Genomic DNA, 23700 nt, shown 5'->3' with positions numbered 1-23700 from the left:
GCGGATCCATTCAGGGCTCGGGGGGGTGAAGGCGCGACCCGAGATCCCGCGCGGCGCTTCGTTCCTCCTCCGCGGTACCGATTTCACCGTTTATCTTCATCGAAAGCACACCCTCCAGAATCCGGCCGTAAGCCGGACCTTCCGCGATGCCCAGGTCCTTGAGCGTACTTCCGTCGATGGACAGGCGCATGTGCCGGTGCTGGTGGTAAAAGGTTTCGCAACGCTTCCGCATGCCGTCGTCCGGGTGGGTCAGGGTGACGAACAGCATGGTGTCCTCCGAAATCGTTCGCACCGCGCGGAAGAAGTCCGCCGGCGTTTCGATCTCCCCTGACTCGACGGCCCGCTCTACGGCAGACCACCGGGACATGTCTTCGATGGCTTTCCGAAGGCGCCGGTTGGGCTTCAGCCGGTCCACGACGCCCTGCAAAGTCTCGGCCCGGTGCGGACCGAACAGCGCCACCAGGTACAGGATCCACCAGCCGTCGCGGGCCGGAGACGCCAGGCCGCCGGACGCGCCGGAGGGGCTGATCTCCCGGACAAGCGTCTTCAGTCCTTCGTCGGATCCGAGGGCGGGGTGGATGGCCCTCAGGACCTCGAGTCCTTCCAGCCGGTTGAAGACCAGCCAGGGATCCGGTTCGAAGCAGACCAGTTTCAACTGCTCGAGCAACCGAGGACCCGAAAGGTTCCCGATCATGCCCCCGGCGACCGCTTCCCGGAACCTTCGTTCGGTCCCGTCCTCGAGCCTGAACCGAAGGCGCTCTTCGAACCGGACGGCCCGGAAGAGGCGGGTCGGATCGTCGATGAAGCTCCAGTCGTGGAGGATGCGGACCCGTTTCTTTCGCAGGTCGGCCCTGCCCTCGAACGGATCGACCAGTTCGCCGAAGCTTCGTCCGTTCAGCGAGACCGCCATGGCATTGATCGTGAAATCCCGCCGCGCCAGGTCCACGTCCATAGTCGCGGACGCCACCCTGGGCAGCGCACCCGGACGTTCGTAGGTCTCGCTGCGGGCCGTGGCCACGTCCAGGCTGTGGCCTCCGGGCATTTCCACGGTGGCTGTCAGGAACCGGGGATTCGGTGTGGAGCGGACTTCGAACGCCCGAGCCAGCCGGTCGGCGAACGCCATACCGTCTCCTTCCACTGCCAGGTCGATGTCCGTCCTGGTACGTCCCAGCAGCAGATCCCGCACGGTCCCGCCGACCAGGTACAGCGCCAGTCGCGATTCATCGGCCAGGCGGCCGGCGCGGCACAGTTGCTCTTGGATCCCCTCCGGCAGTTGGTCGATGGCTTCTTTCATGTCCCATCCAATCGGCAGCGGACTCAGTCAGCAAGATCAGGACAGCGGGCCCAGGGCGGCCAACCCAGGGGCGGCGGCCCAGGTTGAGCGGGCCCAGGGCAACGGGTTCAGTCTGCCTTGAGAAACCGGTGGACGATAACGCGGTTATCCTTGCTTTCGAATTTCACCTTGCGGGGCTGCGCGCTGTGGCGGTATCCCCGGGCGATCATGGATTCGACGAATGGGGCGGCCGCCCGGCGGTCGGGATCGCTCGCGAGGAACATGCCGCCCTTTTCCAGCGTTTCATGGAGCAGGCGCTGAATCGGGTCGTGATTCGGCCTTTCGTACAGGATGTCCGAACCGATTACAATGGCGTACTTGCGGTCGAGATCCGGGTTTCTCCAGTCCAGGAAGCGGAAGGATACGCGTCCATCCAGGGCGTTCAGCCGGGCGTTGTACCGGGCGAAGGCCAGGGCGTCTTCCTCGTAATCGCACGCGGTGACCGCCAGTCCGGCCGCGGCCGCGGCGATACCGGCCAGGCCGATGCCGCAGCCCAGCTCCAGGATCCGGGAACCGGCGGGCGCGGGGTACTCGAACAGGTGACGGCCGAGACCGATCGCCGAGGGCCAGATCTCCGCCCAGTAGGGCAGGCGTTCATCCTCATCGTAGAATTCCGGGTCGATTTCGTCGATGAGCACATCGGGATCACGTACCGCCAGCATGTCCAGGTTCACCCACTTGCCAATGGCTATGGACTTGAAACAGACGTCGTAACGGCGGGCCAGCTCGGTGGGTACGGCGAACGGTGGCATGGCCTTTGAACTTAAGGAAGAACAGGCGCGCGGTCAAACGAATTCAGGCTTGACAGGCCATGGCGCGCCGACTATTATACTACGGTATTTTGGCGGCGAAACCGTTGCCCGGTATGATTGTTTGTTCCCGACGATACCGGGTTCGACGCATCCTCATAGCCGGTTTGTTTCAAGAAAGCTTGTTTAGCGAGGAGACTCGGATGACCTACATTATCGCAGAGCCATGCATTGACGTAATGGACAAGGGCTGTGTCGATGTATGCCCGGTGGACTGCATTCACACCAAGGACGGCGAACGGATGCTGTACATCGATCCGGAAGAGTGCATAGACTGCGGCGCCTGCGAGCCCGAATGTCCGGTTGAGGCCATTTTCGCCGAAGAAGACACTCCGGACGAATGGCAGAACTACATCCAGATCAACGCGGACTTCTTCACGGACGACTGACGGCCTTGCGCCGGTCAGGCCAGGGCGGAGCGCCGCCAGTGCACGCCATTCGCACACCAGCGTCCGTCGATTCCGCCCGGTTCCGCCTGATCCCGCCCGCCGCTCCCCGGCAACCGGGCCCTGCGGCAGGGTCCGCCATCATGCCCTCTTCATCTTCGATCCTGCCCACCGAAGAGGACACGCGGTACGCAGCCAAACCACCCACCCACGGTAACGGTCTCCATTAATGAAGACACGCACCGTAAAGAACTTCCTGCTGGCCCTGTCCTGTCCCAAGCGCACGGGACTGATCTACACCGTGACCCGCTGGCTGGCGGAACAGGGCTGCCACGTCATCGAAAGCGACACGTACATCGATCCGTTCAGCGAGCGGTTCTTCATGCGGGTGCATTTCGGCGGTCCGGTAACGCTGGGGTCCCTGTGGCGGACCTTCGCACCCCTGGCGGATGAGCTCGAGATGCAGTGGGACCTCTCTTCCGACGACACCCGGCCGCGGGCGCTCATCATGGTGTCGCGGGAATTGCACTGCCTGCTGGACCTGCTGAACCGCACCCGCATGGACAAGCTCAGGCTGGATATTCCGCTGATCATCTCCAATCACCCGGACGCCGGACAACTGGCGACGGAATCGGGCATCGACTTCCTGCACCTGCCCATCACGCCGGAGAACAAGGAAGAGCAGGAGGAGCGGCTGATCGACGAGATCGAGGAAAACAACATCGATTTCGTCGTGCTGGCCCGGTACATGCGGATCATCGGCCCCGAGGTCTGCGAGCGGATGGCGGGCCGCATCATCAACATCCACCACTCCTTCCTGCCGGGTTTCAAGGGCGCCCGGCCCTACCACCAGGCCCATCGGCGCGGAGTGAAGCTGATCGGCGCCACCGCCCATTACGTGACGGCCGACCTCGACGAAGGTCCGATCATCGAGCAGGACGTGGAGACCGTGACCCATCGCATGTCTCCGGCGGAACTGACGGCCGTGGGGCACGACATCGAACGCATCGTGCTGGCGCGGGCCGTACTCTACCACATACAGCGGCGCGTATTGATCAACGGTCGCCGTACCGTGGTGTTCCGGTGATGTTCAGGTGAAGCTGCGGATTTAAGGGTGAGCCGATCCGGGGGAAGGGCGGACCGGGACTAAAGGCGGCCGGCTCGAAGCGCCGGATTGAGTGGAACGATGCCGCAGGCTCAGGCGTACTGGTCCATCAGGGCGTCGATGGTCGCCTGCTCGTCGCCGTAGGCCTTGGCGTACACATCCTGCAGCTTGTCGGTGTAGGTGCGGTACACGTCCTGGAAGAACACGCCGCTGTGGAAGACGCCGTCGCCCACCTCTTCCATGGCCATGTCGATCGCCTTGATCCGGTCGCCCGTGTCCCACTCGTCCGGCAACGGCATGAAAGACTCTTTCCAGGGGTCGTAGGTGTTGTAGAAGGTGGGGCAGGGACTCATCGCGTGGACGAAGGCGAACCCGGGGTGATCGAGCCCCCGGCCGATGGTTTTCGCCATTTCCGTCGCCTGGCTGGAGAACGTGCGCGCGACGAAACTGCAGCCGTACACGATCACCATGGCCAGGATGTTCAACTGGCCTTCCAGCACGCCTTCGTAGGGCGCCATCTTGGGCATGGAAACGCTGCGCCGCAACGCCTGCATCCCCGTGGGCGTGCTGGGTGACGGCTGGCCCTTGGTCAGACCGTACACCTGGTTGTCCATCACGATGTAGGTGATGTCCTGGTTGCGGCGTACGGCGTGGGGCACGTGGCCGCCGCCGATGGCGAAACCGTCGCCGTCGCCGCCGACGGCGATGACGGTCAGGTCGGGATTGGCCGCCTTGACGCCCTGGGCCGCGGGCAGCGCCCGTCCGTGCACCACGTGCAGGCCGTAAGCGTTGACGAATTCAGGCAGGCGGCCGGAACAGCCGATGCCCGAAACGATGACCACGTCCTTTGGATCCAGGTTGCGTTCGGCAAGCGCGCGCTGCAATGCGGCAAGCACGCCGAAATCCCCGCAACCGGGGCACCAGGTGGGCTTGACTTCGCTCCGGTAGTCCTTGAGCGTTCGTTTTGCAGCCGGCTTGGGCGGCTTGGCCGGCTCGGACTGACTGGCCTGACCGGCCCGCTCGGGCGCCGTGGTCTTGGCCGTGTCGGCCGTTCGGACTTCAGCCATACTGCAGCACTCCTTCGATATATTCCTCGATCTCGCCCGCCTTGAAGGGCAGTCCCGTTATGATGTTGAACCGTTGGAGAGAAACGGCCAGGCGGCCCTGCAGGTAGTTCGCGAACTGCCCGCTGGCGTTCAGTTCCACCACGGAAACCACCGGGATGGATTCGATGAAGGCGCGGGCTTCCTTCTCCGGCAGGGGATGGAGCATCTTGAATATCAGGGCGGCTACCTTGTACCCCTTCGCCAGGGTCCGGTCCAGCGCTTCCAGAATTGGACCTTCCGACGATCCCCAGCCGATCAGCCCGAGCTGGGCGTCCTCCGCGCCGTACCGCTGGACGAATCCGGGTTCGTTCACCGCGGATTCGATCTTCTGATGCCGCTTTTCGGTCATGCGGATATGGGCTTCGGGCGAGTAGTCGATGTGGGCGTGCTCGTCGTGTTCCAACCCCGTGGCCACGTAATGCTGGTCATGGCGACCCGGCAAGGGCATGGGGGAGACGTAGTCCTCCGTCATCTCGTACCGGTCGAATTCCCCGGGAGACTCGCTCCCGTTCAATTCGGGCTGCTTGCGCTCGACGATCTCGACGTGGCTCAGATCGGGGCGGGACATGACCTGGGCGCGCTGGGAGAGATGCTGGTCGCTGAGCAGGATGACCGGGGTCTGGTACTTCTCCGCGAGATTGAAGGCCTTGACCGCCGTGTAGAAACAGTCTTCGGTATTGGTCGCCGCGATCACGATGCGGGGCGCCTCGCCGTGGGCGCCGTGGATGGCCAGGTTCAGGTCCGACTGCTCCGTCTTGGTGGGCATGCCGGTACTCGGACCGCCACGCTGGACGTCGACGACCACGAGCGGGATCTCCTCCATGGTCGCCAGGCCGAGGGCCTCGACCATGAGGGAAAGGCCTGGCCCCGCCGTGGCGGTCATCACCTTCGCGCCCGTGAAGGAAGCGCCGATGGAAGCGGTAATGGCGGCGATCTCGTCTTCGGTCTGCATCAGGACGCCGCCTACCCTGGGCATCGCTTTCGCCAGCGTCTCCATGACGTCGCTGGCCGGCGTGATGGGATACCCGGCGTAGTACCGGCAACCGGCGGCCAGGGCGCCCATGCAGAGCGCGTCGTTCCCCGTCATGATCAGCTGGGCGTGTCCGTTCTTGCGTTCCACGGCGACCCGGAGGCCCAGGTCTATGCCGTTTTCGTCCACGTATACGTAGGCCTGCTTCAACGCGTTGATATTGGACTCGAGAAACTCCTTGCGCCGTCCCCACCGGCTCTCGGACACCATCTGCTTCGCCGAATCGAAGGGAATGCCGAGGCAGGCGGTCAGGATCCCGAAGGCCAGCACGTTCTTGGACTTCATCGTCTTGATGACGGTCTTCGTAATTGTCTGGAGCGGCACGCCGATCTGCGTCAGCGCCAGGCTCTCGTCCGCGTCACATTCGTCGGGATCGTAGATCACTACGCCGGTAGGCTTGACCTCGCCCACGTGAATGTCGTAGTTCTCCTGGTTCCAGACCATCAGGATGTCCAGGGCGTCGCCCGGCGAGCGCACGGGCGTGTCCTGCACCCGGACCTGGGTCATGGACGCGCCACCCTTGATTTCGGCGGGAAGGTTCTTGAAGGTATAGATGTGCAGTCCGGACCGGGCCAGCGCTTCGGCCAGCACGTCGCCGACGGTAAGCACGCCTTCGCCGTTCTCGCCGGCGATGCGTATAGTCAGGTCAAGCTGATCCATCAAGCAGCCCTCGTCGATCTCCAGTCGGGTTCAAATTCACAAAACCATTTGATTATATGGAGTTAGGCACCCGGATGTCAATTCTATTCGTCATGGAATCGCAACATTTCCCGCACCCTCGCAAGCCGGGTCTATCGGCGGCCCGGGACGCCTGTCGGCCGCGTGACCGGAGACCCTGAACGCCGTCGGACGCATGCCTTGCGGGTTCCGACCGCCTGCCAGCCGCGTGACCGGTTGTACGAAACGCCTACCAGCCGTGTATCCGGTGGCCCTGTCCCGGGAACCAGATGATGTCCACGAGGTTGGACAGGACGAGCCCCGTGCAGAACCCGACCAGCATCCCCATGATCAGCGGCTGGGCGCGGCGGAACAGGCTGATGCCACCGGACCGGAGCAGCAGGACCTTGACCGCCCAGGCGACGAAGAGGGTGAAGGCCCCGTTGTCGATCGCCACCCCGCGGGCGATGGTGAGTCCCACGGGATGGAGCGGCCAGCCCGGGAACTTGTACCGGAGGAAGATCAGCACCATCATGACCAGACCGCCGAGGAAAAACCAGGCGGTCTCCATGACCGACAACCGGGTCGGGTTCTGGATCCATACCTTGACGCTCTCGAAGAAGTGGATGTTCCCGGTGGTGAACGCCCACTGGTCGAACTGAGACGCGCCGACGGTCTCATATCCTGAATAGACGGTGTATGCGGCGCCGATCAGGAACGCCAGGGCGAAAGCCCCGCAGATCACGGCGAACATCAGCTTCTTGTCGGTCCAGACCCGGTCCCCGATCCGGGTGATGTGGGAGACGGAGACCATGGTAAAGGTCTTCCAGTTCCGCGCGAAGGCGTTGGTCAGGCCGAAGACCGTGAGGGACGAAGGATCTATGCCGGAGGAGCCCACCCCGCGGATGAGGAACTCGTGGGAGTTCATGGGCAGATCGAGGGCGACGAGGCCGGTTTCCGCCACGATCCGGGCCACGCCGACGTAGAAGATGAAGAGCAGAAACAGGAACGGCGCCATGATGACAGGACTCATGCCGGCCATGTGCAGGAAGGCCGCCATATAGGCCACGCCGAGCAACACGCCGAGGACGGCCGCCCGGTAGGAAAAGAACTCCTCGGAATCGTCCACTTCCGGCGCCCGGCCCAGGGCTTTCCGCGCCACGTCCCACAAGTGGCGCCGGGCGATCCAGAACCCCCACAGTACGAATACGATCAGGGCGCCGATCTCCTGCAGCCGCACCGCGGCGTCCGGAGAAGCCCCGGTTTCGAGCAGGCCCACGGCGTTCATGCCGCCGGACTCGAGGATGGCCAGCAGGTGAAAGACCCAGATGCTGAACAGGATGTCCACCGGGGAGAAGAGGGCGAAACAGAGGAGGTAGATGTTGATCTTGATCTTGATGGCGGGGAACAGGTGGCCGATGACGAGGTCCGTCGCGTAAGGCTGTCCGATGGGGATCACCCCGATCGGCGTGAAGTAGTCGACCATGTTCCAGCCGATCACGACGAGCGGCAGCGTGAACCCGATCCAGAAAAGCCTGCCACGCATAAAGGGCGGCAGGAACGAATGGCCGCCGGGTTCGTCGATGACCTGGGCGAGGACCTGGGCCAGCGGGAAGCTGAGTTTCTCGTGGACGATCCACTGTTTCCGCAGGATCACCACCAGGCAGGACCCCGCGAAGAACAGGGCGATGAAGAACGTGCCCCACCAGAAGAGCGGGACGATCCAGGGACGCCACGGGAGCCGGGCGTAGGCGGGCAGCCCCTCGTAGAACCAGCGGATGGTGTGGTCTTCGGGGTCGACCAGCAGCCAGGCCGGAAGGTACTGGAAGAAAACCTCTACCCACTGGTTTTCGGGCGATGCAAAATAGTACGGGGTGGTGATCACGCCGATGAAATAGCTCATGAAGGCGTGGGACGGCACGGTGGACGCGATCAGGCCGAAGGCGAGGATGACGAGGAGTTCCGACGTGGTGAACGTGGCCGTGAGGCGGTACTTTCGCAGCAGGCCGTTCACGACGATGACGAAGAACAGGAAGGGCGCCATCAGGGACGCCGAGACGTGCTCGAAGTCCATGAACGTCCCGCGCACGACCCAGACGTTGTAGGGGATCCACAGGCTGATGAAAACAGCCAGGACGATCCCGATCAGGATCGAGCGGAGGGTCACGCGGCGGGGGTCTTGTGGTTGCATATTCAAATAAGCGCGGTAGGTTCATCCGCCGCGAACCAGGCGCGTAGCACGAACCGGACGCGCAACCCGGATCGGACGCGCTAGAGGTCGCCAGATGCCCGAGCCGGACGCATAGCCTGAATCGGACGCGCAGACCGGATCGGACGCGTTTCGGGTCTTCGGTGTGCCGGACAGACCCCGGGGGGAACGGTCTTGATGTCTGGAAACGTATACGAGCCCGATGAGCTGAACCGGCTGTACCGGAAGGGCGGCGATCCGGTCGACGACGGACGCTTCCGGCTGCGCCGCCCGCGTTTCGAGTCCCGCTGGACTGGCCTGCTGCTGCCGGAGGACCGGGACATTGAGGAGAACCGCGGGTTCAGCTACCTCATGGTGGAACCGGTCGGTCTGCCCGCGGCGGGGGCCGGCGAGGCCCTGGTCATCTTCCACGGGCTGAACGAGGGCAGCTACGCCAGGATGCTGCCCTGGTCCGCCAGCTTCGCCCTGCGGCTCGGCATCCCCGTCATCCTCTTCCCCCTGTCCTTCCACGTGGGGAGACGATCGGATCTCTGGGGCGTTCAGGAGCAGACCCGGATCGCCTCCCGCCGCGCCGCCATGACCGGTAACGGCCGGACCAGCCCCTTCAACGGCCGGATCAGCGAAAGGCTGGACCGGGCGCCCGAACGGTACTGCCTGGGCGGGCTGCAGTCCTTCTTCGACGCCGCGGACCTGGTCGCGCACATCGAAGCAGGTGATCATGTATCCTGCAGGGCCGGCACGCGGGTGCGCTTCCTGGGATACTCGGCGGGTGGCTACCTGGCCCTGGTCCTGTTGTTGGCCGATCCCTTCGGCCGGTTCTCCAATGCACGGGTTGCCCTCTTCGCGTCCGGCGCACCCCTCGGCGGCATCCGCCCCGAAAGTCTGTTCATCATGGACTATTCGGCCGCGAAGGGGCTGTCCGCGTATCTTCGTAGCGGGTCATTCCCGGACGGGCTACCGTTGCGCTGGCTGAAGGAGGTGCTGTTTCACGGCGACGCCCTGGCAGCGCGCATGAAAGAACTCCAGGACCGGTTGCTGGTCGTCGTCAATCCCGCCGACCGGGTCATATCGGCCGATCAGGCCGAATGGAACCTGCTTCCAGCACCCGTCCTGCGCCTCGACCTGGGCGTGCACGAGTTCCCCTTCACCACGGGAGAACCCTTGCCGGACCGCTACGACCGGCGCGCAAAGGAGACCCGTACCATGATCAGGAACCTCCGGAACGCCCACCGCATCGGGCCGGAATACCGATCCGCCTTCGATCGATTCATCCACGAAGTGTCGGCTTTCCTGTTCCCGGGCCCGTCAAAACCGGCTTGACAACGGTCCCTTCCGCCCGTTATCTAACAGTATATAAGATAACCTATTGTAAATAAGAAACGTTACACACGCATTCCGCGTCGGTTGACCTATGGGGCAAGCAATAGTTTAAAATGTCCCGCAGCCCTGTCAAGCGCGTTCAGGCCCCCAGTCGGGCCGGCGAGGCGAATGTCCCGATGACTGCCACGGTTGAAAACGCCCTTACCCACTCCTCGATCGTTCCGGTCCAGGTACTGCTGGAGCAGTACGCCATTTCCCATCCGGAAATCGACTCCGACGAGGCGCTGGAAGCCCAGCTGGACCTCATCGAAAGGGCCTATCATTTCAGCACCCTGCACCACGCCGGCCAGGTCCGCAAGTCGGGCGAGCCCTTCATGGTGCACTGCACGCAGGTGGTGCTTACGCTGATCGGCCTGCAACTGGACGCCGTGACGATCGCGGCGGGGCTCCTGCACGACGTGGTGGAAGACGTGGAAGACGTGACCATCGAACAACTGGCCGCGGAATTCGGCGAGGAAGTGGCCGTCCTGGTGAACGGCGTCACCAAGATCACCGGGCTGTCCTTCAGAAGCCAGGAGGAACTCCAGGCCGAGTACTTCCGCAAGATGCTCGTGTCCATGGCGAAGGACGTGCGCATCATCCTCATCAAGCTCGCGGACCGGCTTCACAACATGAGGACGCTGTCCTTCCTGGAAGAAGAGAAGCAGCAGCGGATTTCCCTCGAAACCCGGGAGATCTACGCGCCGCTCGCCCACCGGTTCGGCATGGCCAAGATCAAGTCCGAACTGGAAGACCTCAGCCTGAAATACCTGTCTCCCGACGTCTACCGGGATCTCGCGAGCAAGCTGGACCAGAAGCGGGCGGAACGGGAGAAGCTGATCGACGAGATCCGCCAGCCCATCGTCAAGGCCCTGAAGGACGCGGGCATCGACGCCACGGTGAACGGCCGGGCCAAACATTTCTACAGCATCTTTACGAAGATGCAGCGTCGCAACCGGCCTTTCGAGGAGATCTACGACCTGCTGGCGCTGCGGGTTGTGACCGACACGGTGCCCAACTGCTACCACGCCCTCGGGATCATCCATACCCTTTACACCCCCATCTTCGATCGCTTCAAAGACTACGTTTCCCGGCCCAAGATGAACATGTACCAATCCCTTCACACCACGATCATCGCCTCCAACGGGGAAACGGCCGAGATCCAGATCCGCACGCGGGAAATGGACCGGATCGCGGAAGTGGGGATCGCCGCCCACTGGCTCTACAAGGAAGGCAGGGAGGAAGTCCAGGACGGTGAGGGCCGTGAAGACTGGCTCAGCCAGGCGCTGGACTGGCAGACCGACATGACCGACCCGAAAGAGTTCATGAGCTACCTCCGCATGGACCTGTACGACGACGCCATCTTCGTCTTCACCCCGCGCGGGGATCTCAAGGAACTGCCGCAGGGCGCCAGCGTGCTGGACTTCGCCTTCGCCATTCACACCGATATCGGACTCCACTGCAGCGGGGCGAAGGTGAACGGCAACATCGCGCCGCTGGCCGGGAAGCTGCAAAACGGCGACACGGTCACTATTTTCACTTCACCGCACCAGACGCCGAGTTCGTACTGGCTGGATATCGTCAAGACCACCAAGGCGTCTTCCAAGATCCGGTCGTGGTTCAGAAAGGCCACGCTGGAACAGAGCATCAGCCTCGGCGAAGACATGCTGGACCGGGAATTGAAACGGCTCAAGGTCAAGCGCAAGGTTGCCGACGAAATGGAGGCCCTCGCGAAAGAATACGGGTTGCCCGATGCGAATCGCCTCTATGCCGCGATCGGACGGGGAGAGTATTCCGCGGCCCAGGTCGCCCAGAAGCTGCTTCCGGAGGAGCCTTCCGAGGAAGAACCGCCCAGGGAGTCGGTGCTGACGCGGTTCGTGGATCGGGTGCGGAGATCCCGGGGCGGGGTCAAAGTCACGGGCATCGACAATCTCATGATCCGCTTCGCGCAGTGCTGCCAGCCTGTCCCGGGAGATCCCATCATCGGCTTCATCACCCGCGGGCGCGGCGTGACGGTGCATAACAAGGAATGCGCGAACATCGTGGACGACCTGGAGCGGCGCCTCGAGGTGCACTGGGACGTGGAGAAGGACCAGTTCTTCATCGTCGGCCTGCGTATCTTCGGTTCCGACCGGCCCGGCCTGCTCAACGAGATCTCCCGGACGATTACCGACGCCGGCATCAACATCACCCATGCCGCGATGGACACCACGGACGGGATGGCGGACGGTAATTTCGGCATCGAGGTGGAACATCTCAGCCAGCTGGACCGGCTGATCGTCCGCATAAAGAAGATCAAGGGCGTGGACCGGGTGGAACGGGAAACGGGCGTGAAGTACGGCAACGTGTCGGAGGACGTCTTCGACCACCTCGAGCAGGATCCCGGCAATTGACCTCTGACGAATACAACGGCGACGATCCCGTGTCGCGCAGAGACTTCCTCCGCGGCGGCCTGATGGGTGCGACCGGATTGGCGGCGGGCCTGGGCGGACCGGCGGGCGCGGACACGTTGGCGGCGGGACTTCATTCAAGGGAAGCGGTTGCGGCCCAGCTTGAGGGCCGTCGTCCAGCGGACGTAAGGAGCGTGGGGCTCGAGCCGGGCCAGGTGCGGCTGGCCTTCAACGAGAATCCCCTGGGCGCCTCCCCCGCGGCCATAGAAGCCGTGCTGAGGTACCAGGACTGGATGAACCGGTACGACTACACGACCACCCTGCAGCAGGCCATCATCCGGCACCACGGCCTGGACATCCCCCGCCCTTCGGGCTTCGATTTCAAGGCCACCGGCGACCGCCACGGCCTGATGCTGGGCGTGGGAACGACCGAGCTGCTCCAGATCCTGGCCCTGCAGGCCCTGATGAAACACGGCGAAGTCGTGGAAGCCCTCCCCTCCTATGGCCAGATCACGCGCGTCGGTGACGAACTCCGTGACGCAGGCCACGCGGTACAGGCGCGCAAGTCGCCCGTCCTGCCCGACGGAAACCACGATCTCGAAGGCATGGGCAGGCAGATCGGCGACCGCACGGGCCTGGTCATCATCTGCAACCCCCACAACCCCACCGGGGCGCTTTTGCCCCATGAACGGATCCTGGATTTCATCGACCGGGTGCCGCCCCACGTCCTCGTGGCCATCGACGAGGTCTATGTGCATTTCGTCCGTGACCCGGCATACCGGGATTTCATCGAGGTCGCGAAGGAACGGGAAAACGTGATCGTGCTTCGGACCTTCTCCAAGGCGTATGGTCTAGGGGGCATCCGCGTGGGCTACGCCGTTGCCCACCGAGACGTGATCTACCGGCTGGCGCCTTTCTCCATGGGCCTCCTGGGCCGGAACGTCCTGTCCGTCCACGCGGCCGCCGCGGCCCTGGGCGACGAGGAGCACGTCCGGCGGTCCCAACAGGCCGTATGGGACGGGAACGACTACCTGACCGCCGAGTTGGTGCGGCTCGGCGCCCGGGTCATGCCCAGCCACGCGTGTTTTCTCTGGGCCGACTTCGGCCGGGAGACGCAGCGCATCGTCCGCCAGCTATGGTCCCGGCGGGTCATGGTCCGCGCGGGCGCCGGCCAGTGGGCCTCACCGAACCACATCCGCGTTTCGACGGGTTCGAGGGAAGAAAATGAAGCCTTCATCTGGACATTGGAACGGACCCTCGGATAAGCCAGCCTCATCGAACCCGGCATCTCTGCCCGATCATAGCACGCCCGGGCATGGAGATGAGTATCGCGCCGGAATCCCCCGGATCAGCGTCATCATCCCCACACTCAATGAGGCATCGACGATCGAGGACTGCCTGGGCCAGTTCACCGGCGGTACGGTGCGTCCTGACGAGCCGGCCGGTCTGCCTGGGCCGGCCGGTCCGCCAGAGTCGTCTGGGTCGACAGGTCCGACAGGGCAGGATGGGCCGCCCGGGTCGCCGGGTCCGACCGATCCGTTCGCGCTGGAAATCATCGTCGTGGACGGCGGAAGCGACGACGGCACGCGGGAGATCGTCCGGTCGCGGCCGGGGGCGAGACTCATCGAATCCAGCATGCGGGGCCGGGCGATCCAGATGAACGCGGGCGCCGCGGCCTCGTCCGGGGACGTGCTGCTGTTTCTTCACGCCGATACCCGGCTACCGGTCCGCTGGCGTGAGCTCGTGGCCGAATCAATCCGCGGGCACGGCAAGGCCGGAGGACGGTTCCGTTTCGACATCGCCCATGGGAAGCGGATCTACCGGTGGATCGCGCGGGGCACCAATTTCCGATCGCGCGTCCTGGGCATTACCTACGGTGACCAGGCGATCTATACCACGCGGGAGGCCTTCGAGGCCGTGGGGGGATTTCCCGGGATTCCGGTCTTCGAGGACGCCCGGTTCGCCGACCGGCTGAAGAAGGCCGGCGGCCTGGACTGGATCGACGAAGCCGTGCTGACATCCGCGCGGCGCTGGGAACGCCGCGGGCCGGTGCGCACGCTGGTGCTGACCTGGCTGCTGCGCCTGCTCTATACCCTTTTCGTCCCGCCCAGGTTCCTGGCGCGTTTCTACGGGGTGGTCCGGTAGGTATCCTGGATTCCGGCCAATCAGTCCGTTTCGTGATCGGTTTCAGTTTCGGGTTCGAGCTCGGATTCGGGTTCGTCGCCCGCCCCCGTTGAAACTTTCTCCTTCGATCTCAGATACTCAACCAGGATCAGCACGGGAATAGTGATCACCAGGCCGGCTACGGCGGCGAGCAGTCCACCGGTCAAGAACGAACCTAAGCGGCATTTCATCGTTGTATTCTCCTTAGTGCATCTCCTCGTGCGTCTCTGGACTTTCCCGGTCATAGTGAGACAATAAAAAGGGGAAGTGCCCTGATTCTGCTTACGGGCGCTTCCCCGCGGGTCTTGCTTACAAGCCTTTCGGGTCCTGCTTCGCGGACCTTAAGGGCGCTTACGCGTGGACCTTCACCGAGATCTGCTTCGGCTTCGCCTCTTCCGCCTTGCCGATGGTGAGGGTGAGCACGCCGTCCTTGTACATGGCGTCGATCCTGGCGGTGTCCGCGTCCTGCGGCAGATCGAAGGACCGGGTGAACTTGCCGTACAGCCGTTCGATCCTGTGCACGTTATCTTTCCCGGTACGGTTCTCCGCTTTGCGTTCGCCCGAGATGGCCAACCGGCCGTTTGAAAAGGAAATGTCGAAATCCTCCTTGTTCATGCCGGGCAGGTCCGCCGAGATGACATAGCCGTTTTCAGTCTCGGCAATGTCGACAGACGGGGTCCAGATCGCGGAGTCAGTGCCCTCTCCGCCGTCGGACTGGTTCCACAGACTGTCGAACATGCGGTCCATGTTGCGTCTGAGACTGTACAGCTCGCCGGGTTTCCATCTGATGAGATTCATTTGAATCCTCCTTCTTGTAGTAAAAAGTGAAACACTTCTGTCGAATCGACCATCTTAAAGTGAATTCACCGTCGACTGGCCATATCTTATTGCAACTGCCGTGCCATTTTGAATAAACGGGCTGAACAAAGGATTGCGGACAACAAGGATATCTGTTTTTGTATATATGGCGTAGTGGAATATGCCAAATTGTCATATGGCTGCCATTTTGGCAGTTCTGCATCGCTTGTATCGCTTGCATCGCTTGCATCGCTGAGGAAAGGAAGACGCAATGAACGATTCGCTGGAAGTCGCACAGGATTCCCTCCAGGCCGCCGCTTCCCAGGCCGTATCGAATGGATTCCCGGAGCGGATCCAGGAAATGCTGGTCAGTGCCCTGGGAGAATCCATGACCGGAATCCTTTACGCCGTGATTACGATCCTGGCCCTTCTGGTGCTGTACAGGATTTCGAAGAACCTGGTCATACGGGCCATGAAGGAGAAGCACCGAAGCGACGCCCAGGTCCTGCAGTTCACTACCATGTGGAAATACGCCTTCCTCCTTACGGGCATCGTCTTCGTGATCGTGAGCATGTCCGGTTCGCTGGCGGCCATGGGGCTGACCGTGGCGTTCCTGGGCATGGTACTGGGTTGGTCGCTGCAGCGTCCGGTGACCGGCGTGGCGGCGTGGCTCATGGTCATGATCAAGCGGCCCTTCAAGATCGGCGACCGCATCATCATCATGGGCGTGCGCGGCGACGTCCTTGACATATCGCCGACCCATGTCCTGCTGGGAGAGGTCGGCGGGACGGTGGGCGGCGAGGAATCGTCCAACCGGGGCATCCTGATCCCGAACGCGGTGCTGTTCGACCAGATGGTGATCAACTACGCGGTATCGAAGGAAACGAAGTACATCCTGGACGAGGTGCCCGTGCGGGTGTCCTATGATTCGGACTATCAACTCGCGGAATCGACGCTCATTGCCTGTGCGCGGGAGTCGACGAAGGAGATCGTGGAAGAACTCGGGCGGGAGCCGGAGGTGAGGGCGGAATTCTTCGATTCCGGGGTCCTGATGCGGTTGCGCTACCAGTCCATCGCGGTGGAACGCCAGAAGATCTCCACGGCCATCGTCGCGAAGATCGTCAATGCGTTCTCAAACAGCGACAGGCTGGGTTTCGCCTATCCCCATTCGGCCGTGGAATACAAGATTTCGGAAGAAGCGTCGTTGCCGCCGGTGTTCAGGTACGTGCCCCTGGAACCCGGGAATCAGGGCGATTCCAAATAAACATGGCCACCCGACGGCCGGACGGCGAGGTCACGGCGTAGGCGTCAGCATTCCCATCATCAGCGTGGCAAGACCGAGAAAGCTCATGAAGCCCACCACATCGGTTACGGTGGTCAGTATGATGGACGAGGACTGCGCGGGGTCCTGGCCGACCGCGTTCAGCAGAAGGGGGATCAGCGCGCCAGCGACGCCGGCGACCAACATGGACGCGACCATGGATATGCCGATCACCAGCCCGAAGGCGGGTATCCCGGTCCACAGCCCCACGGCCAGACCGGTCGTCGCCGCGACGACCAACCCGTTGATAAACCCGATGGCCGCTTCTTTCCGCGTGACCCGCCACCAGTTGCCGGTCCGGACTTCGCGCAGGGCGAGGCCGCGCATGACGACCGCGAGCGCCTGACAGCCCGTGTTGCCGGACTGGCCGGCCACGATCGGCAGAAATACCGCCAAAGCGGTGATCTGGGCGATCGTGTCCTCGAAGAGGCTGACGACGAAGGAAGCGAGGAAGGCCGTCACGAGGTTCACCTCCAGCCAGGGCAGCCGCTTCCGGATCGAGAACGAGACCGGGGACCACGCGCGTTCCTCCCGGCCGGCGCCGAACATGGTCTGCAGGTCCTCCGTGATCTCCGCCTGGGCCGCCCTGAAGATCGTATCGTGGCGAATCACGCCCATCAGAAATCCATCCGCGTTTACGACCGGGATGGTGGTAATCTGGTATTTCTCCATCAGCGCGACGACTTCCTCCCGCTCCGCCATGTCGGGAATGTGGATGGACTCGCCGTCCACAAGTTCGGTGAGCCGGGTACCCAGATCGGCTTTGACCAGGCGGTGCAGGGGTACCATGCCGGTCAGCTGGTTCTCCCGGTCGACGACGCAGAGATCGAGCAGGTCGCGTCCCTTGACCGCTCGGAGCTGCACCAGCGCTTCTTCCACAGTGCTGTCCTCCCGGAACATGGTCACGCGCGAATCCATCAGGCTACCGGCGGACTCGGCGGGATAGGACATCAGCGACCGGTATTCTCTCACCAGGTGATGGGGCAGATGGGAAAACGCCCTGTCCTGGTCCTTCCTTTCCATTCGGACGAAGACGCTTACCCCGACGGCAGGCTCGACTCGGGTAAACACGGTCCGGATCATCTCGGGCTGCATGGCGGGGACGCACGCCGCGACGACATCGGGATCCATCCTTCTGACGGTTTCTGCGAGTTCCGGCGGCGAGACCAGGGCCAGGGCCGGCACGATCTCCTCCGGGGACATCCGCTCGATGTGTGAGGCTGCTTCCGCGGGGAACAGCCGGACATATTCATGGATCAGCGCATCGGCGCAGGATGGGGTGGTGGATTCACTCATGGCCTGATTCCTTTTCTGCGTTGCCTTCGTCTTCATGGCCTTCATCTTGGCCGCCTTCTATTTCCGGGTCTCCGTCGGCTTCCAGGTGAAGCCCGCCCGCGAACGCCGAGAATCCCAGGCGGAACAGCTCGCCCAGGGCTTTTTCCGATTCGTGGTCGTATCCCGAATCCCTGCCGCCCTGTCGCTGGATATCCACGAGTCCGATCGTACCGAGAAAAACGCCCTCGCCGTCGGCCACCGGCAACTCGCTGTTGTAACGCCAACCGGGCGCATCGCCCGCATCCTGCAGGGTCAGGTAGGGGGAAAGGGTGTGCCGGACGGGTTCCATGACGTCCCGGACAGACGATTCCGCGGGAGCGCCGAGTATCTGCCGCATTGGGGAGAGGCCCATCAGGACGCCTGCGCGGTCGACGACAAAGAGGACGTCCCTCACGCGGTCGGGGTAACGGCGCGCGGCACTGATCACGTCGCCCGATTTCATATCATCGGTCGCGGTCAACGCGCGCGGGTCCATGCAGGCGCCGACGGAGCGATCGGGGAAGCGGTCCACCAGGCGGAACCCGGAGACGACTTCGTCCGGCAGGCCGTCCAGCACGGCCTCCTTCGACTGCATCCGACGCAGCAGGATCGCCATGGCGCGGAAGGGCAACGCCGCCACGACCCGGGTGGCCGGCCCGGTTTCGAGCCGATCCATCAGGTCGGCCGCCGCATGGTCGTTCATTCGCTCGACCACCGAGGCAACGGTCCCGGGCTCCAGGTCCTCGAACAGCCGAAGCACATCGCTTCCCCGCTGCCGCTCCAGGACCCTGGCCGCCTCCGTGGGATGGGCCTTCAGGAAAGACTGGACGAGATCGTGCTTGCTATTCATCGGGGTTCTGCTTCTGGCCGCTTACGGTGATTTGCTCGTTGAAAACGCTCGCGGGGACGACCACGCGGCCCTCATCGGATTCGAGGATGACCGCGGTGGCGGTCATCTGGATGATGCGTCCCCTGTGGCCTTCGACCTTGACGTACTCGCCTTCGGAGAAGGACTTGCGAAGGTAGTGGCTCGCCAGGATGTTGCTCACGGAAGCGCGCGCGCCGAGACCGAAGGCCAGCGCGGCGCTGAGCAGGACGCCGCCCACGATGACCATGATCAGGCCGGATATGACCGAGACGTCGACCCCGAGCTGACCGGCGGCAAGGAGAAAGGCGACCGCCACGATCAGGAATCGCACGAATCGCAACAGGTTATCACCCAGGTCCAGGCCGATCGAACCGGCCGCCATCTCGATCACGTCGCGCAGGACGATGCTGCCGATGAACCCGACTACTACGATGGCGACGGCACCCATCACCCTGGGCAGGTAACCGGCGAGGGCCTCCAGCCAGCTGGACACCACGACCAGCCCCAGCGTGTCGGCCACTACGGCGAGGACTACGGCAATCACCGTCCAGTAGGCGATGCCACCGAGCAGGACGGGTACGCGATGCCGCTGGATGAAAGCTTTCACATAGGTCTTCATGCTCCCGTAAGGCACGATGCGGTCCGCCTTGTCCAGCAATCTGGAGACGAGTTTTCTGATCAGCCATGCGACGAACAGCCCTACGACCAGGTATAGCAACGCCTCCAGAAGGAGCGGCGCTACCTGCAGGACGGTGTCTCTCAGCCATACCGCGATCTGGATTCCACTATCTTTGAGTTGTTGTAAGGTCATATCACTACCCGATCAGGAGCGTGTGAAAGCAGGATGCCGAACGGTACTTGGCAGAACATCACGGAATGCACCATACCCATAAATTCATGCGTAACAAGGTGTGGACAAAGTCAAGCCAGCCACACGTAAATCGGATGTAACTTAAAACTAAAGACCGGTTTAACGATTGCGCAACAGGAAGATTCTTTGGTAGGAGTAGCAGGTGTTACCGTGTACTTCGCCTCATTTTACGGCGCGGGAAGCGACCGTTTGTTCGCGGTGAAACTACCATCGGTTACCTTTCTATTTTGCCGGCACGACCATGGCCAGAATCGAGAGAGCGGTAGCTACCAGGCACGTAACCACGACCAGGACGCACATGCGGCGCAGGTCGCCGGTCTGGCCGCCTTCCGGATCGCCTTCGTCGCCGATCCAGATCTCCGTAACCAGCTTACCGTCCTGCCGGACCGGTCCGACTAATCGCCGCTGCACGGCGCCGGCAGCTGCCGCTTCGCTCCAGCCGGAGTTCGGACCCGGAATGAGCGCATGCTGCCGCCATCCCACTGACAGGGCATTGCGGCCCGAATACCCGGGCAGGAGAAACGCGACCGCCGTCATCAGCAGCCAAGTTAGCCGGGCGGGCAGGAGATTGAAAAGGTCGTCCAGCCGCGCCCCGCACCAGCCGAAGCGCGCATACCGGGGCGTCCGGTACCCCACCATGGAATCCATCGTGCTGATCACCTTGTAGAGCACGATGCCCGGCAACCCCAGCAGGGCATACCAGCACAGCGGAGCGATGAAGCCGTCCACTGCGTTCTCGCTCAGGCTTTCCATGCCCGCCCTACGGCAGGCCGCGGCGTCCATGGCGGACGTATCCCGGCCGACCAGCATGGACACGGCACGTCGCGCGCCTTTCAGGTCCCCGGCGCGATCGATGGCCATACCATGGCGGCACAGGTCCCGGAGCGCCACCATGCTGTAAATCAAGAAAACCTGGTAGACCCCGTTCAGCACCGGATGCAGTCCGTTCAGCCACAGGGCCAACGCCGCGCTGACGCCTACCCAGAACGCAGAGAGCGCCAGGAACAGCACGCACCCGCCCGCATAACCGTCCAGTCCGGTCCGGCGGAGCACGCGCTCAACGCCCGTGAGCGTATGGCCCATCAGGCGTACCGGATGCCACCGGTAGACCGGATCCCCCAGGATGCCGTCCAGTACCACCGCGCAGAGGAGCAGAACGGGGTCCGGCGCGAGTACCGTCAGGTCCATTTCAGGCGCCATCCCAGGGCTATCGCGTCGTAGACGGCATCCAGCAGCGCGTCTTCATGGACGGCAAGCTGTTCGTAGCAGGCCGGCCAGGCCTCCGGTTTCGCCGCGACCGCGGAGGCCAGGACCGCGGCCTGCTGTCTCAGCAGCGGGGCGGCCAGCACCAGAGACAACGTCCCGTACCTCACGCGGTCCCAGACCGCCGCATAGGCGTACGCGGCGGCCGATACGCCCGGATCGTGGACGACCGACCGGATGTTCTTGTCCAGGAGCGCGTATTCGTCCGCGCCCAGGCGGCTTTCCATGGCGGGCGGAAACCGATCGGCTTTGAATCCGTAACGTTTGAGCGCGTGATAGAGGCTGCGCGTGCTGGAGGCTTCCAGTCCATTCTGCCACCTCAGCGCCTCCAGGGTCGCCCGGCGGACGGACGAACCGATCAATTCGCCCAGTTTCGCGTGGTGACCCGCCCTGGCCTTGGGCTGTTTCGTCCCGTCCAGGGGCGCGGCGATACAGTACTGGTCCGTGCCCGTACCGGTCGCCAGGTCCTGGGAGTACCGGCTTGAGACGGCCAGGTCCCGGAGGGCCGCCGACTTGCCCTCCGTCATGGTGACGACCGCGCGGGCCATGGCGCCGGGCGTAAGCGGCCAGTTGACGAGCAGCATCGTGTTGATCGTACCGTCGTGGGGATGTCTCTCGTGGGGATGTCTCTCCATCTGCCCGGATTCCGCTTCATGCCAGTCCGCGGGATCGCCGGCGCAGCCGGCGTTTCCCTCGACCCCGGCGGTCACGACGGCGCATACGCGCAGTTCCGCGAAGGTCTCCACGATCCTTGCGGCGTAGTTCATGTTCGCGGCCGTGCCCATCATCGCGACGGCTTCCGGTTCGAGCCCAAGCTCCTTACACACGTGGTGATGGTATCCGGTCTCGCCAAGTCCCAACATCCATTCGAATCGATCCAGGTGGCCCTGGCCCTCGACGCTCTGGTGGTTGACGAGAAAACGGACGCGGTCGGTCATTCCGCCGCTGCAGGCCGAGGTACTCAGCACCTGGTGGGGGGTGCGCAATGCGGTTACGAGGAACCGTCCGTCTCTCTTGAGCAGGTAATACTCTTGGCGGTCGAGGATTTCTTCCATCCTACAACCTGCTGTCCCAAAGCGGTTCCTCGACGCCCCGTTCCTTGTTTTCATATCGTGACATGACGAAGAGCAGGTCGGAGAGGCGGTTCAGGTAGGCCAGCACGTAGTCCCCGATCGCCTCATCGCGGGACAGGGCCGCCACTTCCCGTTCCGCGCGCCGGCAGACCGTCCGCGCCAGGTGCAGATACGCCGCTCCCGGAGAGCCGCCGGGAAGGATGAAGTTCTCGAGCCGGCCGACGATGGGATTCAACTCGTCGATGATCGCTTCGAGTTTCTCGACGTGCCGGGCTTCGATCAGCGGGATCTGGTACTTCACCTTGTCCTCTTCGGTGAAGCACAGGTCCGATCCAAGGTGGAAGAGTTCGTTCTGAATGACCGGCAGCGTTTCGGCCAGCCGGGGCGCCAGTCCGTGCGCCAGTGCGACACCGATGACGGAATCGAGCTCGTCCACGGTGCCGTAGCTCGCCACGCGGGGCGACTCCTTGGGTACGCGCTGACGGCTTCCGAGGGCGGTGGTCCCGTCGTCGCCTTTGCGGGTGTAGATCTTTGTAAGCCTGGGCATGCGATCTCCTTGATTCGGATACGGCGTTGTTGTTGAAGAGGGTGTTGCCGGTCCTATCCGGCACGCTCGTTTCAGACCCGCCGTTGCCGGTGAAGCAGGTACAGAAAGAACGGGGCACCGAGCAACGTGGTCAGGATGCCAATGGGCATTTCGGCGGGGGCCATGGCCGTCCGGGCGACCAGGTCGGCCAGCACCAGCAGAAGGGCGCCGGCCAGGGCGGCCATGGGCGTCAGGATGCGGTAGTCGGGTCCTACAATCAGCCGGACCATGTGCGGCGCCAGCAGGCCGACGAAACCGATGATGCCGCTCACCGATACCGCGGCCGCGGCGAGGCAGGCGGCCGCCGTCAGCAGGATCAGCTTGACCCGTTCGACGTGCACGCCCAGCTGGGACGCCTGCTCATCCCCCAGAAGCAGCACGTTCAGTTCCCGTGCGTAAACGAGCACGACGGCCAGACCCACCGCTGCATAGGGCAGAAGCATCCAGACGTGGTCCCATCTCCGGGCGGACAGGCTGCCCATGAGCCAGAAAAGCAACTGGCGCTGGTTCTCGCCGCCCATCACGAGCATGTAGGACGTGAAGGACGTCGCCATGGCGCCGATGGCTATGCCCGTCAGGAGCAGGGTGGTCGAAGCCACGCGGCCTCCCCGGCGGGAAAAGGCGTACACCACCATGGTCACGGCCAGGCCGCAGAGGAACGCCGCGATGGATACGGCGTTCAGCCCGAGCATCCAGAATTGCAGGTCCAGGGTGACCGCGACCGTAGCGCCCAGCGCGGCGCCGGCCGATATGCCCATGATATAGGGATCGGCCATGGGATTCTGGAAGAAACCCTGCATCACCCCGCCCGAACTGGCCAGGGCGGCCCCTACAAGCACCGCCAGGAGGGTTCTCGGCAGGCGGATCTCCCAGACGATCGTGTCCGTCGCCGTCCTCGCCGCCTCGAGTGTGCCGCCTGGCCACAGGTGATCCGCCAGCACCCGCAGCACGTCGCCGGCCGGTATATACACGGCGCCCACACCCATGGAGAAGACACAGGCGGCGAAGAGGATGACGGCCGTCAAGGCCAGTATGAGGGGCCGTTTCATCGTCAAGCCG

General features: G+C 63.4%; 20 protein-coding genes and 1 pseudogene. 7 read left to right on the top strand and 14 right to left on the bottom strand.

Annotation, left to right across the window (positions count from 1 at the left end):
* Positions 1–10: 10 nt before the first annotated feature.
* Together OXH56_13180 and OXH56_13175 are read right to left on the bottom strand one after the other, a co-directional pair.
* A complete protein-coding gene (locus OXH56_13180; GenBank protein ID MCY3556260.1) occupies positions 11–1294 on the bottom strand; it encodes a hypothetical protein in 1284 nt (427 codons plus the stop codon).
* A 107-nt stretch (positions 1295–1401) separates the two neighbouring features.
* Positions 1402–2085: a methyltransferase domain-containing protein gene (locus tag OXH56_13175; protein MCY3556259.1), complete on the bottom strand. Its 684-nt coding sequence runs from the start codon at positions 2083–2085 to the stop codon at positions 1402–1404.
* A gap of 200 nt (positions 2086–2285) precedes the next feature.
* On the opposite strand from OXH56_13175, the pseudogene OXH56_13170 reads away from it, so the two are divergent.
* Positions 2286–2525, top strand: a pseudogene (locus tag OXH56_13170) (ferredoxin family protein).
* 232 nt (positions 2526–2757) lie between these two features.
* On the top strand, positions 2758–3615 hold the full coding sequence (gene purU, locus OXH56_13165; GenBank protein ID MCY3556258.1) for a formyltetrahydrofolate deformylase: 858 nt from the start codon (positions 2758–2760) through the stop codon (positions 3613–3615).
* 110 nt (positions 3616–3725) lie between these two features.
* On the opposite strand, the gene OXH56_13160 is transcribed toward purU, so the two are convergent.
* From OXH56_13160 to OXH56_13150, 3 genes are all read right to left on the bottom strand, one after another.
* Complete coding sequence (locus tag OXH56_13160) at positions 3726–4700, bottom strand: 2-oxoacid:ferredoxin oxidoreductase subunit beta (protein ID MCY3556257.1); 975 nt, start codon at positions 4698–4700, stop codon at positions 3726–3728.
* The gene (locus OXH56_13155) at positions 4693–6429 is read right to left on the bottom strand and encodes a 2-oxoacid:acceptor oxidoreductase subunit alpha (protein MCY3556256.1); all 1737 of its coding nucleotides are present in this window, start codon (positions 6427–6429) and stop codon (positions 4693–4695) included. Before OXH56_13155 ends, OXH56_13160 begins: the two co-directional genes overlap by 8 nt.
* Before the next feature lie 247 nt (positions 6430–6676).
* On the bottom strand, positions 6677–8617 hold the full coding sequence (locus OXH56_13150; GenBank protein MCY3556255.1) for a hypothetical protein: 1941 nt from the start codon (positions 8615–8617) through the stop codon (positions 6677–6679).
* 195 nt (positions 8618–8812) lie between these two features.
* On the opposite strand from OXH56_13150, the gene OXH56_13145 reads away from it, so the two are divergent.
* The 4 genes from OXH56_13145 to OXH56_13130 all read left to right on the top strand — a co-directional run bounded on the left by OXH56_13145 (position 8813) and on the right by OXH56_13130 (position 14529).
* Positions 8813–9955, top strand: coding sequence for a DUF6051 family protein (locus tag OXH56_13145; protein MCY3556254.1), 1143 nt, complete (start codon positions 8813–8815; stop codon positions 9953–9955).
* A gap of 176 nt (positions 9956–10131) precedes the next feature.
* The gene (locus OXH56_13140; GenBank protein ID MCY3556253.1) at positions 10132–12387 is read left to right on the top strand and encodes a bifunctional (p)ppGpp synthetase/guanosine-3',5'-bis(diphosphate) 3'-pyrophosphohydrolase; all 2256 of its coding nucleotides are present in this window, start codon (positions 10132–10134) and stop codon (positions 12385–12387) included.
* Positions 12384–13649 (top strand): histidinol-phosphate transaminase, encoded by a 1266-nt coding sequence (locus OXH56_13135; protein ID MCY3556252.1) that lies wholly within the window; start codon positions 12384–12386, stop codon positions 13647–13649. The genes OXH56_13140 and OXH56_13135 overlap by 4 nt, the downstream gene beginning before the upstream one ends.
* Positions 13609–14529 (top strand): TIGR04283 family arsenosugar biosynthesis glycosyltransferase, encoded by a 921-nt coding sequence (locus tag OXH56_13130; GenBank protein ID MCY3556251.1) that lies wholly within the window; start codon positions 13609–13611, stop codon positions 14527–14529. The genes OXH56_13135 and OXH56_13130 overlap by 41 nt, the downstream gene beginning before the upstream one ends.
* Before the next feature lie 20 nt (positions 14530–14549).
* On the opposite strand, the gene OXH56_13125 is transcribed toward OXH56_13130, so the two are convergent.
* Positions 14550–14738 carry a hypothetical protein gene (locus OXH56_13125; GenBank protein ID MCY3556250.1) on the bottom strand — a complete coding sequence of 63 codons (189 nt, stop codon included), beginning with the start codon at positions 14736–14738 and terminating at the stop codon, positions 14550–14552.
* A 160-nt stretch (positions 14739–14898) separates the two neighbouring features.
* Positions 14899–15345, bottom strand: a complete 447-nt coding sequence (locus tag OXH56_13120) for an Hsp20/alpha crystallin family protein (protein MCY3556249.1) — start codon at positions 15343–15345, stop codon at positions 14899–14901.
* Between the two features lie 271 nt (positions 15346–15616).
* Here OXH56_13120 and OXH56_13115 point away from each other — a divergent pair, with 271 nt between their 5' ends.
* Complete coding sequence (locus OXH56_13115; GenBank protein MCY3556248.1) at positions 15617–16609, top strand: mechanosensitive ion channel family protein; 993 nt, start codon at positions 15617–15619, stop codon at positions 16607–16609.
* 30 nt (positions 16610–16639) lie between these two features.
* Here the strand turns inward: OXH56_13115 and mgtE are convergent, their stop codons facing one another.
* The 7 genes from mgtE to OXH56_13080 form a co-directional block, all read right to left on the bottom strand.
* Entirely contained in the window at positions 16640–17962 is a 1323-nt protein-coding gene (mgtE, locus tag OXH56_13110) for a magnesium transporter (GenBank protein MCY3556247.1), read from the bottom strand.
* Positions 17955–18830, bottom strand: coding sequence for a hypothetical protein (locus tag OXH56_13105; protein MCY3556246.1), 876 nt, complete (start codon positions 18828–18830; stop codon positions 17955–17957). Before OXH56_13105 ends, mgtE begins: the two co-directional genes overlap by 8 nt.
* On the bottom strand, positions 18823–19659 hold the full coding sequence (locus tag OXH56_13100; protein ID MCY3556245.1) for a mechanosensitive ion channel: 837 nt from the start codon (positions 19657–19659) through the stop codon (positions 18823–18825). Before OXH56_13100 ends, OXH56_13105 begins: the two co-directional genes overlap by 8 nt.
* 282 nt (positions 19660–19941) lie before the next feature.
* Positions 19942–20907 (bottom strand): adenosylcobinamide-phosphate synthase CbiB, encoded by a 966-nt coding sequence (gene cbiB / locus OXH56_13095; GenBank protein ID MCY3556244.1) that lies wholly within the window; start codon positions 20905–20907, stop codon positions 19942–19944.
* Positions 20898–22037, bottom strand: a complete 1140-nt coding sequence (locus OXH56_13090) for an adenosylcobinamide amidohydrolase (GenBank protein ID MCY3556243.1) — start codon at positions 22035–22037, stop codon at positions 20898–20900. Before OXH56_13090 ends, cbiB begins: the two co-directional genes overlap by 10 nt.
* A gap of 1 nt (position 22038) precedes the next feature.
* Positions 22039–22602, bottom strand: coding sequence for a cob(I)yrinic acid a,c-diamide adenosyltransferase (locus OXH56_13085; protein ID MCY3556242.1), 564 nt, complete (start codon positions 22600–22602; stop codon positions 22039–22041).
* 71 nt (positions 22603–22673) lie between these two features.
* Positions 22674–23690, bottom strand: a complete 1017-nt coding sequence (locus tag OXH56_13080) for an iron chelate uptake ABC transporter family permease subunit (protein MCY3556241.1) — start codon at positions 23688–23690, stop codon at positions 22674–22676.
* Positions 23691–23700: the final 10 nt, after the last annotated feature.

Source organism: Gemmatimonadota bacterium, assembly GCA_026702745.1.
Taxonomy (GTDB): domain Bacteria; phylum JAAXHH01; class JAAXHH01; order JAAXHH01; family JAAXHH01; genus JAAXHH01.
The sequence above is the reverse complement of the archived record's forward strand: the minus strand, read 5'-3'. Positions and strand labels throughout refer to the sequence as shown.

What these genes read in the sequence shown, in the direction of transcription:
- OXH56_13180 (MCY3556260.1), bottom strand. Translation starts at nt 1,294, where the DNA reads ATGAAAGAAGCCATCGACCAACTGCCGGAGGGGATCCAAGAGCAACTG.
- OXH56_13175 (MCY3556259.1), bottom strand. Translation starts at nt 2,085, where the DNA reads ATGCCACCGTTCGCCGTACCCACCGAGCTGGCCCGCCGTTACGACGTC.
- purU (MCY3556258.1), top strand. Translation starts at nt 2,758, where the DNA reads ATGAAGACACGCACCGTAAAGAACTTCCTGCTGGCCCTGTCCTGTCCC.
- OXH56_13160 (MCY3556257.1), bottom strand. Translation starts at nt 4,700, where the DNA reads ATGGCTGAAGTCCGAACGGCCGACACGGCCAAGACCACGGCGCCCGAG.
- OXH56_13155 (MCY3556256.1), bottom strand. Translation starts at nt 6,429, where the DNA reads ATGGATCAGCTTGACCTGACTATACGCATCGCCGGCGAGAACGGCGAA.
- OXH56_13150 (MCY3556255.1), bottom strand. Translation starts at nt 8,617, where the DNA reads ATGCAACCACAAGACCCCCGCCGCGTGACCCTCCGCTCGATCCTGATC.
- OXH56_13145 (MCY3556254.1), top strand. Translation starts at nt 8,813, where the DNA reads ATGTCTGGAAACGTATACGAGCCCGATGAGCTGAACCGGCTGTACCGG.
- OXH56_13140 (MCY3556253.1), top strand. Translation starts at nt 10,132, where the DNA reads ATGACTGCCACGGTTGAAAACGCCCTTACCCACTCCTCGATCGTTCCG.
- OXH56_13130 (MCY3556251.1), top strand. Translation starts at nt 13,609, where the DNA reads ATGAAGCCTTCATCTGGACATTGGAACGGACCCTCGGATAAGCCAGCC.
- OXH56_13125 (MCY3556250.1), bottom strand. Translation starts at nt 14,738, where the DNA reads ATGAAATGCCGCTTAGGTTCGTTCTTGACCGGTGGACTGCTCGCCGCC.
- OXH56_13120 (MCY3556249.1), bottom strand. Translation starts at nt 15,345, where the DNA reads ATGAATCTCATCAGATGGAAACCCGGCGAGCTGTACAGTCTCAGACGC.
- OXH56_13115 (MCY3556248.1), top strand. Translation starts at nt 15,617, where the DNA reads ATGAACGATTCGCTGGAAGTCGCACAGGATTCCCTCCAGGCCGCCGCT.
- mgtE (MCY3556247.1), bottom strand. Translation starts at nt 17,962, where the DNA reads ATGAGTGAATCCACCACCCCATCCTGCGCCGATGCGCTGATCCATGAA.
- OXH56_13105 (MCY3556246.1), bottom strand. Translation starts at nt 18,830, where the DNA reads ATGAATAGCAAGCACGATCTCGTCCAGTCTTTCCTGAAGGCCCATCCC.
- OXH56_13100 (MCY3556245.1), bottom strand. Translation starts at nt 19,659, where the DNA reads ATGACCTTACAACAACTCAAAGATAGTGGAATCCAGATCGCGGTATGG.
- cbiB (MCY3556244.1), bottom strand. Translation starts at nt 20,907, where the DNA reads ATGGACCTGACGGTACTCGCGCCGGACCCCGTTCTGCTCCTCTGCGCG.
- OXH56_13090 (MCY3556243.1), bottom strand. Translation starts at nt 22,037, where the DNA reads ATGGAAGAAATCCTCGACCGCCAAGAGTATTACCTGCTCAAGAGAGAC.
- OXH56_13085 (MCY3556242.1), bottom strand. Translation starts at nt 22,602, where the DNA reads ATGCCCAGGCTTACAAAGATCTACACCCGCAAAGGCGACGACGGGACC.
- OXH56_13080 (MCY3556241.1), bottom strand. Translation starts at nt 23,690, where the DNA reads ATGAAACGGCCCCTCATACTGGCCTTGACGGCCGTCATCCTCTTCGCC.